The organism is Alteromonas lipotrueiana (genome assembly GCF_019249245.1).
Classification (GTDB): domain Bacteria; phylum Pseudomonadota; class Gammaproteobacteria; order Enterobacterales; family Alteromonadaceae; genus Alteromonas; species Alteromonas lipotrueiana.
On the sequence record NZ_JAESDK010000032.1, the window covers coordinates 16,015 to 27,609 of the forward strand.

The window sequence follows — 11,595 nt, forward strand, 5'->3', positions numbered from 1 at the left end:
ACTATTGCTCCTGTGATGAAATGAACTGCACCACAGCGTTACCCACTTCGACGGTCGTGGCGGCGCTTTGCTGCTTATCTTCGGTTAATAATTCGCGGGTAAGTACACCGGCTTCCAGGGTTTTTACTACGGCTTGCTCAATAGCATCGGCGGCTTCGTTCTGTCCCAAACTAAAGCGTAGCATCATGGCTGCGGATAAAATCTGAGCAATAGGGTTGGCGATGTTTTTTCCGGCAATATCTGGCGCCGAGCCACCCGCGGGCTCATACAAACCAAAGCCTTGTTCATTAATGCTCGCAGAAGGCAGCAAACCCATCGACCCGGTCATCATGGCGCACTCATCAGAGATAATATCGCCGAACAAGTTTGAACACAGCATGACATCAAACTGTGCCGGGTTTTTCATTACCTGCATGGTCGCATTATCTATATAAATATGTTCCAAAGTGACGTCCGGGTATTGCGCGGCGACCTCTTCGGTGACCTCGCGCCATAGCCGGCTGGTTTGCAGCACATTCGCTTTGTCGACCGATGCTACTTTTTTGCCACGTAACCGGGCGGCTTCAAATGCGGCGACGGCAATCCGGCGAATCTCTTTTTTACTGTAACGCATGGTGTCAAAGGCGTACTCATGTTCACCTTCGCCTTCCCGGCCCTTAGGCTGACCAAAATAAATACCGCTGGTCAGCTCTCTGACCACCAGAATATCGACGCCACTTGCCGCTATATCTGCGCGCAAAGGACTTAAATGCTCTAAGCCAGGATAAATACGCGCTGGCCGCAAATTACTGAACAAATCAAAATGTTGGCGCAATGTTAGCAGTGCTGCCCGCTCTGGACGCTGCTCAATAGGTAATGAATCCCATTTTGGTCCTCCAATAGAACCAAACAGGATAGCATCTGCCTGCTCACACCCTTGCAATGTTGCTGTAGGCAAAGCTTCGCCTGCGGTATCGATGGCATAGCCACCCACGGGATGCTCGTTAAGCTCAAAGGTAATATTGAAGCGCGCACTAACAGCTTGCAACACTCTGTGGGCTTGCTGCATTACTTCCGGGCCAATTCCGTCGCCCGCCAAAACGGCTATGTTAAATGACTTCATTTTATACCTGCTACAGTGTCGTGTTGCTGTCGATGCTGGTCAATCTGATCAGCCACATAAGTGTTATTGAGAACATAAATCAGCGCATTAACGCCAGCTTCTACAATGTCGGTGGCCAGTCCGCGCCCGTGAAAACGCCGGTTGTTATATTGAGCAATAACACTGACCTGCGCCAGAGCATCGGCCCCTTCACCTTTTGAATCCAGAGTAAAATCGACAATTTCGATATCCTGGTGGCCCAGAATATCCATAATAGCTTCATAGGCGGCGTTCACCGGACCATTGCCCGTGGCGCTGCGGGTAACCAGAGTGTCACCCACCTGCAACCGTACTGTCGCGCTGGGAATGATTTCATGGCCGCTGGTGGCCTGTAGGTACGACAATTTGTAAAACGCTGACTCATGTTTTTGTTTATCAAAGAACAACAATGCTTCTAAATCGTAATCGTATACGGTTCCCTTGGTATCGGCTAGCTGCAAAAAGTCGGCGTAAACAGCTTCTAAATCGTAGTCAGATTCGCTGTAGCCCAGCTCTTGCAGGCGGTGTCGAATAACATGGCGCCCCGAACGAGAGGTTAGATTCAGATTGTTTTTGTTAATTCCTACGCTTTCGGGGGTCATGATTTCGTAGGTGTTCTGCGCTTTAAGCACCCCGTCCTGGTGTATACCTGAAGAGTGACTAAACGCATTTGCGCCCACAATAGCTTTGTTGGCTTGCACCGGCATACTGCACAACTGACTGACGAGTTTTGAGGTACGTGAAATTTCGTTAGACTTGATATTGGTGGTTAACCCCAGCATTGACTCCCGGGTTTGTAGAATCATCGCAATTTCTTCTAAAGCACAGTTTCCGGCGCGCTCGCCAATTCCATTGATGGTGCTTTCAACCTGCCGGGCTCCGGCTTCCACAGCGGCCAGTGAGTTAGCCACTGCCAAGCCTAAATCGTTGTGACAGTGCACTGAAATTATCGCCTGATCAATATTGGGTACCCGGTTAAACAGCTGCGTAATAATTCCCCCAAACTCGGTAGGCGTGGTATAGCCTACAGTATCGGGAATATTAATGGTGCCGGCGCCGGCGGTAATAGCGGCTTCCACCATGCGGCACAAATAGTCAATATGCGTACGCCCCGCATCTTCACAAGAAAATTCAACATCGTCGGTATAGCGGCGGGCATGTTTTACCGCAGCCACCGCCATATCAACCACCTCATCCTGTGACTTACGCAGTTTGGCGTCTACATGTATAGCCGAGGTAGCAATAAACGTGTGAATACGAAACTGCTCGGCCACCTTAAGTGCCTGACCACAGGCGTCAATATCGGCTTTTACAGCCCGGGCCAAACCACACACCGTGGCGTTTTTGATCTGTCGGGCAATCATCTGAACCGAGGCGAAATCGCCGGGCGAAGACACCGGAAACCCCGCTTCAATAATATCGACACCTAAGCGCTCCAAAGCCAGCGCGATCTGAAGCTTGTCTTTGGCACTTAGGCTGGCAGACAATGCCTGCTCACCGTCTCGGAGTGTGGTATCAAAGATTTTGACTTGATTCGTCATGGCGTTGTCTCGTGGTTAATAGGCAAAAAAAACCCGTGCTAAGCACGGGTTTTTGGTGAAATTTGTTGCTGGTTGCAATCTACCCGTACAGTGCACCTGTCATAAGAAGGAGTAGAAGAAGATGGCGGCTTTTTACGCGAAACATTACATTCAATCTTGTGTTGCTAACCAGTTTGTGGCTTTCAATGTAACTATCTATGGTATGCAGGTCAACCTTTCTTTACATAGTTGCGAAATTTAATTTAACAAGTTCTCTTGCATCTTTCGTATAACAATGGTTTGACCAGTTACTTAGTTACGTTTAACTGTTTGTAAGGGGTACGAAAATGGGTCCAGTTGATGGTAGAAGCCAGCAAAATTTCCCGTAGTGTGAGCGGGCGGGGCGGCACAGGGCCTTTATGGTTCCATTGATGGCCGCAACACGCGGCGGTGACAAAGGTTTTATTGGGACGACAAAGTTGGCGCTGTGAATAGGTATCAGATTCTGGCTCTGCGGCTTTACCTTCTAGGGTAAACCACCCGTGCTTATTAGTATGCAGCAACGATTTTTCAGGCAGCACCCGGTCTATTGAGTCCAGTTCAATATGTCCTTGTGACAGTTCTTGTACCCAAACACAAACCACCAGACCGTGGGCTGAGTAGCGACTAAGCCATTGCTGATTGGCGGCCAGATTTACATTTAATGCTGGATTCTTTTTTCGCTGATTGGCGGTCCAGGTGGCATTGTGAGTGTCTAATGCCAGCGGCGTAATATTTGATGCCATAAAATAGGCGGCCCGGCGAATGTGATAAGACAAGCCTTTGAGCCGTTGCTGTAAGCGGGCAATATTACTTTGCTGCGTATTAGCTAAGGAAAACAGCTCACGTTCGTACAATGCCGTGCAAAGCTCGGTGTAATAAGCGGGGGCGGTATCTAATTGATGTTGAGCAACAAAAAAATTGGTTTGATTAGAGTCTAAGCCAGATGCCATAGCCTGTAACGGGTTGACCACAGATAGGCTTAACCTAACAGGAAGCGAGGCCGGTAGCTATACTACCGGCATAAAAAGTCTTACTGACCTTTGATTTCTGAGCGACCACGATACGTTGCGGCGCTGCCCAGCGCTTCTTCAATACGCAGCAGTTGATTGTACTTCGCTACGCGGTCAGAACGGCATAATGAACCCGTTTTAATCTGACCGGCTGCGGTGCCTACCGCCAAATCCGCGATAGTAGCGTCTTCGGTTTCACCTGAGCGGTGCGAAATTACCGCAGTAAAGCCGGCTTCTTTGGCCATTTTGATAGCGTTCAATGTTTCGGTTAACGAACCGATTTGATTAAACTTGATCAAAATTGAGTTACCGATGTTGTTATCGATACCCCGCTTAAGAATTTTGGTGTTGGTTACAAACAAGTCGTCGCCGACCAGCTGTACTTTGTCACCAATCTTGTTGGTCAGACTGGCCCAGCCGTCCCAATCACTTTCGTCCAAACCGTCTTCAATTGACACAATTGGATATTGATTGGCAAGATCGGCCAGATAGTCACCAAATTCTTCAGAATTGAAGCGCTTGTCTTCACCAGAAAGCACATAGCTGCCGTCTTTGTAAAACTCAGAAGCGGCGCAATCTAAGGCTAAAGTGATGTCTTCATTCATTTTGTAGCCAGCATTTTCAACCGCCTCTACAATGACAGCCAGAGCTTCAGCATTAGAGCTCAGGTTTGGTGCAAAACCACCTTCATCGCCTACGGCAGTGCTCAGGCCTTTGGCAGATAGTACTTTTTTCAGTGCATGAAATATTTCAGCGCCCATACGCAAGGCTTCTTTGAAGCTGGCAGCACCGACAGGCTGTACCATAAACTCCTGAATATCTACATTGTTGTCAGCGTGCTCACCACCATTGATGATGTTCATCATCGGAACTGGCATAGAATACTGACCTGAGGTCCCATTTAAGTCGGCGATGTGCTCGTAAAGGGCTACTTTTTTATAAGCAGCGGCGGCTTTGGCCACGGCCAGAGAAACCGCCAGAATAGCATTGGCCCCTAGAGTTTCTTTGTTCTCGGTTCCATCAAGCTGCAGCATAATGTCATCGATATCACTTTGGGCGGTAGGATCTTTGTCTACCAGTGCCGGAGCAATAACATCATTAATGGCTGCAACCGCTTTGGTCACACCCTTGCCCAGGTAGCGACTGGTATCGCCATCGCGCAACTCAAGTGCTTCACGAGAACCGGTTGATGCACCTGAAGGCGCAGCAGCACGACCCATGTCACCATTGTCCAGATAAACATCTGCTTCTACCGTAGGATTACCACGAGAATCCAGAATTTCGCGTCCAACTATGCGACTAATTTTCGCCATGTTTTTTCCTCAACGTTTATGGGGCACCAACGGGAGAGTAAAATGCCCCTATTATTAGAAACTAGTGATTTTCTTTTTGATACTGGCCCGCCGCGGCTACAAAACCGGTAAATAAAGGGTGACCATCACGCGGCGTAGAAGTGAATTCGGGGTGAAACTGACTCGCGACAAACCAAGGATGTTCGGGTATTTCGATAACTTCTACAAGGCGTTTATCAGTGGACAAACCACTTACCTTCAAACCAGCGTGTTCAATTTGGTCACGCAGATTGTTGTTAACTTCATAACGATGACGGTGACGTTCGTAGATAGTGTCAGAGCCATACATCGTATGGACCTTGGTGTCAGGAATCAAATGACACAGCTGGCTACCCAGACGCATAGTACCCCCTAAATCTGAAGCTTCGGTGCGCACCTCGGTACTGCCATCGGCATCCAGCCACTCGGTAATAAGGCCCACCACCGGAAACGGGCTGTTTGGATCAAACTCGGTACTGTTGGCGTTTTCCATACCGGCCACATTGCGGGCAAATTCAATCAGCGCAACCTGCATCCCCAAACAAATACCTAAAAACGGAACATTATTTTCCCGGGCATAGCGCACGGCTGCAATTTTACCTTCAACGCCGCGTTCCCCAAAGCCGCCAGGTACCAAGATAGCATCAAGCCGCTCAAGAATTTGTGTGCCTTTAGATTCAACGTCCTGGGAATCAACGTGATGAATATTGACTGCCAGACGGTTTTTAAGGCCCGCATGTTTTAAGGCTTCATTGACTGACTTGTAGGCATCGGCTAATTCTACATACTTACCCACCATACCAATGTTAATTTCGGCCGTTGGGTTAGACTCGGCATAAAGCACCTGTTCCCATTCGGTCAGGTCGGCCTCTTTACAGTCAAAACCAAAACGGTCAACGACTAACTGGTCCATACCCTGGGCCTTTAGTGCCGCCGGAATTCGATAAATACTGTCGACATCTTTAAGTGAAATAACCGCTTTGTCGATAACATTGGTGAACAGCGCAATTTTAGAACGCTCGGTGGCAGGCAGTGCGCCAACAGAGCGACACACCAAAATATCAGGCTGAATACCAATAGAACGTAATTCTTTTACCGAATGCTGTGTTGGTTTGGTTTTTACCTCGCCCGACGCGGGCATGTAAGGCACTAACGTCAAGTGCATATACATTGCCCGTTCGCGTCCTACTTCGGTACCCAGCTGTCGAATCGCTTCTAAGAATGGTTGCGATTCGATATCGCCAACGGTACCGCCCACCTCAACAATCGCCACCTCGTGTCCTTCGGCGCCTTCAATTACCCGCCGTTTTATCTCGTTGGTGATATGGGGAATAACCTGAATAGTGGCCCCCAGATAATCGCCCCGGCGTTCACGTTTAAGCACCTCTTCATAAACCCGTCCAGTGGTAAAGTTGTTGCGTTTGCTCATGCGGGTACGAATAAAACGTTCGTAGTGACCCAAATCCAAATCGGTTTCGGCACCGTCGTCGGTGACAAAAACCTCACCGTGCTGAATGGGGCTCATTGTTCCTGGATCTACATTGATGTAAGGGTCCAGCTTTAGCATTGTGACGGTAAGACCACGCGCTTCAAGAATTGCAGCTAATGAAGCAGCAGCAATACCTTTACCGAGCGATGATACAACACCACCTGTGACGAAAATATAGTTTGTCATGCGAAACCTAAGGCGTTGGAATGTATGGGTAATGTGTGCTGACAGACGAAAGAGGTGCCTGCAACACTTAGACGGCGCAATAGTATACCGAAAGACCTTAGCGCAAACAATCGGTTTGCCCGGGTTTTAGGCCGGTCATTTTACCAATGCGCCGGCGGTACAGGCTTTCCAGGGTTTATTTATGACCGACTCAGCCGTTTGAGGGTATACAGGAAATCCAAGGCCTGACGAGGTGATAAATCGTCAGGATTGAGGTTTTCCAAGGCATCATCTAAAGCACTGGACACAGGCTCAAAAGGCAGCTGTGCCTGCGCATCAGCAGATTTGGGTGTACTGACACACACAGAATTGTCAGATTCGTCACGACTGGCTTCCAGTTCGGTTAGTTTACGGCGGGCAGCAGCAATAACACTTTGCGGTACACCCGCTAGTGACGCCACCTGCAGGCCGTAACTTTTGCTGGCCGCGCCGGTTTCAACACTGTGCATAAATCTAATGGTTTCATCATGTTCGATGGCATCAAGATGCACATTTACCACATTGTCGTAATGGTCAGGCAACTGCGTCAGCTCAAAATAGTGGGTAGCGAACAAAGTATAGGCTTTAACTTTGGTGGCCAGATGATGCGCACACGCCCAGGCCAGAGACAACCCGTCGTACGTACTGGTACCCCGACCAATTTCATCCATCAGCACCAGTGAGTTTTCAGTGGCATTGTGCAAAATATTGGCGGTCTCAGTCATCTCGACCATAAAGGTAGAGCGGCCTGAAGCCAGGTCATCAGACGCCCCTATGCGGGTGAAAATGCGGTCAATTTTGCCGATGCAGGCGTCTTGTGCCGGTACAAAGCTACCAATGTAAGCCATCAATACAATAAGTGCAGTCTGACGCATGTACGTGGATTTACCGCCCATATTAGGTCCGGTAATAATCAGCATTCGGTGGTCATTATCCAGTGTAAGCGGATTTGCAATAAAAGGCGCATCCATCACGCTTTCAACAATAGGGTGACGACCTTCCTGATAACAAATTTTAGTATCGTCACTTAATTCAGGGCGATGCAACTGCAGCACTTCGGCACGCTCGGCCAGACATTGAATAACATCCAGTTTTGCCAGCGCAGCGGCGCTGTCGATAAGCCGGGTTAATTGGGGCAAAAAGGTCTCGAATAATTGTTCGTATAGCTGTTTTTCTAGTGCCAACGCACGACTTTGGCTGGTCAGTACTTTGTCTTCATGCTCTTTAAGTTCGGGGGTAATAAAGCGCTCGGTGTTTTTCAGGGTTTGCCGGCGAATATAATCTGCAGGCGCATGCTGACTTTGCGCACGGCTAATCTCAATAAAAAAGCCGTGTACCCGATTATAACCTACTTTTAAGGTGGCAATACCGCTGCGCTCGCGTTCGCGTAGCTCAAGCTGGTCAAGATAGTCGGTGGCACCTTGTGACAATGCGCGTAGCTCATCAAGCTCGCTATCAAACCCCGGCGCAATTACACCCCCATCACGCAATACCACTGGCGGGTTGTCGATAATTGCGCGGTTGAGCAAATCCTGTAATTCAGGAAATTGGCCAATGTCTTCGCGCAGGGTGTTTAACAACGCATTGTCAAAGGTTGCCAGAACATCTTGCAGCTCGGGCAAAATATTAAAAGCGCTGCGCAAGCGGGCAAAGTCGCGGGGACGGGCAGAGCGCAAAGCCAGGCGCGCCATAATGCGCTCAATATCACCAATTTGTTTAAGCAGGTCGGTAATAGGATGATCGGGTTGGTCGATTAGCACCGAAATAGCATTCTGGCGGCTTATTAGTTCGTGCCGATCAGTAATTGGCGCGTGCAGATAACGTTGCAACAACCGGCTGCCCATGGCTGTGGCGGTGGTATCCAGAATACTAAACAGAGTGTGTTCGTGATTACCGCCCATATTTTGGGTAATTTCTAAATTGCGGCGGGTGGCCGCATCCAATTGTACCCGATGTTCCTGCACCTCTTTTTGAAGTGAGTTGAGATGCGGTAATGAGGCGCGCTGGGTATCTTTTACATATTGCAAAATACATCCGGCACAACCTAGCCCAAAGGTAAGATCTTGTACTCCAAAGCCGTTTAAATCTTTGGTGTTAAACTGCTTGGTAAGCTGACCAAATGCTGAGCTTTGATCAAATTCCCACTCTGGACGCCGGCGTATCCCTTTGCGCCGCTCAATTAGCGGCATAGAGGCAAAGTCGTCGGGATATAATAGCTCGGCTGGGTTTAAGCGCTGCAGTTCGGCCAGCAAGGCTTCATCGCCTTTACATTCAAGGACCAAAAAACGACCATTGGTAATATCTAACGTGGCCAGACCGTAAAGCTCATTACTGCCACACACCGCCGCCAGCACGTTGTCCTGCCGTTCTTCTAACAAGGCTTCATCGGTTACCGTGCCAGGGGTAATAATACGCTGAACCTGGCGTTCGACCGGGCCTTTGCTGGTAGCGGGATCGCCTACCTGTTCGCAAATAGCCACCGATTCACCCGCTTTTACCAAACGTGCCAGATAACCTTCGACCGCGTGGTAGGGCACCCCGGCCATAGGAATTGGATTACCGCCTGACTTTCCCCGGGCAGTTAAAGAAATATCCAGTAACTGAGCCGCACGTTTGGCGTCTTCGTAAAACAATTCGTAAAAATCGCCCATACGGTAAAAAAGCAAAATATTGGGGTGCTGCGCCTTAATAGTAAGGTATTGACGCATCATGGGAGTATGTTGTTCCAAAAGAGCCTCGGTATTGTGTATTACATGGGTACCATAGATGTGCATCAGAGAATGAAATGGTACACTTCGAACAATTCTTTATCAGCGGAGTATTATTACTATGAGCCAGGTTTTTGCAACCACCGGCAACGATGCTGAGCAGCTTGAAATGATATCACAAATAGGGGCGTACTTAAGAGCGCAAAACGCGACAGTGGCCTGCGCCGAGTCGTGCACCGGTGGCGGGTTAGCCTATGCACTTACCTCGGTGGCGGGAAGTTCAGACTGGTTTGAGCAGAGTTTTACTACCTATTCAAATTCAGCAAAACAGTCTTTGCTGGGCGTGTCGCAGTACACACTTGAACAACACGGCGCGGTGTCGGCACAATGTGTCGAAGAAATGGCGCGCGGGGTGCGTGAGCGCAGTCAGGCAGCGGTAGGGTTAAGTACCAGTGGCATTGCCGGCCCGGGTGGGGGCAGCGTTCAAAAACCGGTAGGAACAGTATGGTTTGCGGTTGCCGATGCCACGCAAACACGGTCGGTTAGTCATTGCTTTGACGGCGATCGTGCGCAAGTACGCCAGCAAGCTATTGGATATGCACTCGAATTACTGCACCACAGACTAGTTGAAATAAACTCGCAAGCTTTGTAGGTTAAGAAAAACCAACAGAACACTTGAAACTGTATGCTTATACAGTATAAAATGCAGGCATTGAAATTAAAGTTATCAAGCGTGGTCAGCGCAGGGGCGCTGTAATAACCCACCGCTTCACTTCTAGAGGAAGTATTTGTGGACGACAATAAATCAAAGGCGCTTACTGCCGCGCTTGGCCAGATAGAAAAGCAGTTTGGTAAAGGCGCTATTATGCGTTTGGGTGACAACCAGGGCATGGACATAGAGTCTATTTCTACCGGGTCATTAAGTATTGATATTGCTTTAGGTATAGGTGGCCTGCCATGCGGGCGGGTAGTAGAAATCTATGGTCCTGAATCATCAGGTAAAACGACATTAACCTTGCAGGTTATTGCTGAAGCGCAGAAAACAGGCAAAACCTGTGCGTTTGTTGATGCTGAGCACGCGCTAGATCCTATCTATGCAGAAAAACTGGGCGTTAACATTGACGAACTGTTGGTATCACAGCCTGACACCGGTGAGCAGGCCCTTGAAATTTGCGACATGCTGGTGCGATCTAATGCGGTAGACGTGGTCATTGTCGACTCGGTTGCTGCATTAACCCCTAAAGCCGAAATTGAAGGCGACATGGGCGACTCTCACGTGGGTCTGCAGGCGCGTTTAATGTCTCAGGCTTTGCGTAAACTGACGGCCAACATCAAGCGTTCAAATACGCTGGTTATTTTCATCAACCAGATTCGTATGAAAATTGGGGTGATGTTTGGTAACCCAGAAACCACCACCGGGGGTAACGCGCTTAAGTTTTACTCTTCAGTACGTCTTGATATTCGTCGTATTGGCGCGGTAAAAGAAGGCGACGAAGTGGTTGGTAACGAAACCCGTGTTAAAGTGGTGAAAAACAAAGTAGCACCGCCGTTCCGCCAGGCTGAATTTATGATTCGTTATGGTGAGGGTATTAGCAAAGAAGCTGAGCTGATTGACCTGGGTGTTAAACAAAAACTGGTTGATAAAGCCGGTGCCTGGTACAGCTACAAAGGCGATCGTATTGGTCAGGGTAAAGCGAATGTTATTAATTTCTTAAAAGGTCACCCTGAAATAGCGAATGAAATTGAGAAGAAAATTCGTGAAGAGTTGTTGATGCCGAAAGTAAGTAAAGAGACCGATGCTGCTAAAGCCGATAAAGCGGACAAAGCCGAAAAAACTGTCAAAGATGTAAATGTGAAAGATAAAGAAGCGTAAGCTTTTTAGTTCTGGCATTAAGAATACCCGCAATCTGCGGGTATTTTTGTTTAAGGGGGATGAATGCACAACGAAGGCAAATATAAGCTGTGGGCTGATTGACAGAGATTGATAGCTATAGCCTGAGTAACACAACACTTGAAAAACTGAAAATAGAAAATTTAAAGCAAGCTATTTTTTTCTATTAAAAAAGCGATATGGCATTGTATGTATTCAGCCAAGAGACTGTAAAATATTTTGTGTAAATGGCTGATTGCACTGTTAAATCCGATCTTGGTACATGATCTCGAATTGCGCC

General features: G+C 48.4%; 8 protein-coding genes. 2 read left to right on the top strand and 6 right to left on the bottom strand.

Annotation, left to right across the window (positions count from 1 at the left end; translation table 11 throughout):
• Position 1 precedes the first annotated feature (1 nt).
• The 6 genes from leuB to mutS all read right to left on the bottom strand — a co-directional run bounded on the left by leuB (position 2) and on the right by mutS (position 9,427).
• On the bottom strand, positions 2 to 1,102 hold the full coding sequence (gene leuB / locus JK130_RS16215) for a 3-isopropylmalate dehydrogenase (RefSeq protein WP_218355378.1): 1,101 nt from the start codon (positions 1,100 to 1,102) through the stop codon (positions 2 to 4).
• On the bottom strand, positions 1,099 to 2,661 hold the full coding sequence (gene leuA, locus JK130_RS16220) for a 2-isopropylmalate synthase (RefSeq protein WP_218355379.1): 1,563 nt from the start codon (positions 2,659 to 2,661) through the stop codon (positions 1,099 to 1,101). Before leuA ends, leuB begins: the two co-directional genes overlap by 4 nt.
• A 287-nt stretch (positions 2,662 to 2,948) precedes the next feature.
• Positions 2,949 to 3,653 carry a hypothetical protein gene (locus tag JK130_RS16225; RefSeq protein ID WP_218355380.1) on the bottom strand — a complete coding sequence of 235 codons (705 nt, stop codon included), beginning with the start codon at positions 3,651 to 3,653 and terminating at the stop codon, positions 2,949 to 2,951.
• Positions 3,654 to 3,712: 59 nt separating this feature from the next.
• Entirely contained in the window at positions 3,713 to 5,005 is a 1,293-nt protein-coding gene (gene eno, locus JK130_RS16230; protein WP_218355381.1) for a phosphopyruvate hydratase, read from the bottom strand.
• Positions 5,006 to 5,066: 61 nt separating this feature from the next.
• A complete protein-coding gene (pyrG, locus tag JK130_RS16235; protein WP_218355382.1) occupies positions 5,067 to 6,698 on the bottom strand; it encodes a CTP synthase in 1,632 nt (543 codons plus the stop codon).
• A gap of 179 nt (positions 6,699 to 6,877) precedes the next feature.
• Positions 6,878 to 9,427, bottom strand: coding sequence for a DNA mismatch repair protein MutS (gene mutS / locus JK130_RS16240; protein WP_218355386.1), 2,550 nt, complete (start codon positions 9,425 to 9,427; stop codon positions 6,878 to 6,880).
• 118 nt (positions 9,428 to 9,545) lie between these two features.
• Here mutS and JK130_RS16245 point away from each other — a divergent pair, with 118 nt between their 5' ends.
• Positions 9,546 to 10,076 carry a CinA family protein gene (locus JK130_RS16245; RefSeq protein WP_218355383.1) on the top strand — a complete coding sequence of 177 codons (531 nt, stop codon included), beginning with the start codon at positions 9,546 to 9,548 and terminating at the stop codon, positions 10,074 to 10,076.
• Positions 10,077 to 10,214: 138 nt separating this feature from the next.
• Positions 10,215 to 11,297 (top strand): recombinase RecA, encoded by a 1,083-nt coding sequence (gene recA, locus JK130_RS16250; protein WP_218355384.1) that lies wholly within the window; start codon positions 10,215 to 10,217, stop codon positions 11,295 to 11,297.
• Positions 11,298 to 11,595 lie beyond the last annotated feature (298 nt).

What these genes read in the sequence shown, in the direction of transcription:
- mutS (WP_218355386.1), bottom strand. Translation starts at nt 9,427, where the DNA reads ATGATGCGTCAATACCTTACTATTAAGGCGCAGCACCCCAATATTTTG.
- leuB (WP_218355378.1), bottom strand. Translation starts at nt 1,102, where the DNA reads ATGAAGTCATTTAACATAGCCGTTTTGGCGGGCGACGGAATTGGCCCG.
- JK130_RS16245 (WP_218355383.1), top strand. Translation starts at nt 9,546, where the DNA reads ATGAGCCAGGTTTTTGCAACCACCGGCAACGATGCTGAGCAGCTTGAA.
- leuA (WP_218355379.1), bottom strand. Translation starts at nt 2,661, where the DNA reads ATGACGAATCAAGTCAAAATCTTTGATACCACACTCCGAGACGGTGAG.
- pyrG (WP_218355382.1), bottom strand. Translation starts at nt 6,698, where the DNA reads ATGACAAACTATATTTTCGTCACAGGTGGTGTTGTATCATCGCTCGGT.
- eno (WP_218355381.1), bottom strand. Translation starts at nt 5,005, where the DNA reads ATGGCGAAAATTAGTCGCATAGTTGGACGCGAAATTCTGGATTCTCGT.